Below are 286 nucleotides of genomic sequence, written 5' to 3'. Positions count from 1 at the left end.
TGACCTGCTCCCCGGATTGTCCTCGATTATGAGTTAGCTCTGTTCCGGTTTTGGTCCTGAATGGACCGGGTTGCGTATTCGATCGGCGTCATGCCGTCGAGGCTCGTATGGGGTCGTTCGTGGTTGTAGTCGATGCGCCAGTCTTCGATCAGATCGCGTGCGTACCGTAGGTTCGAGAACAGATGCTCATTGAGGCACTCGTCACGTAGTCGACCGTTGAAGCTCTCGACGAAGCCGTTCTGCATTGGTTTGCCGGGCGCGATGTAGTGCCACTCGACGCTGCGTT

General features: G+C 56.6%; 1 protein-coding gene. It reads right to left on the bottom strand.

What is annotated here, in order from left to right:
- Positions 1-26: 26 nt before the first annotated feature.
- Positions 27-286: integrase core domain-containing protein (locus tag R2A130_RS07820; protein WP_009464502.1), on the bottom strand; the 260-nt coding region annotated here is incomplete at its 5' end.

Source organism: Ahrensia sp. R2A130 (genome assembly GCF_000179775.1).
Lineage (GTDB): Bacteria > Pseudomonadota > Alphaproteobacteria > Rhizobiales > Rhizobiaceae > Pseudahrensia.
The sequence above is the reverse complement of the archived record's forward strand: the minus strand, read 5'-3'. Positions and strand labels throughout refer to the sequence as shown.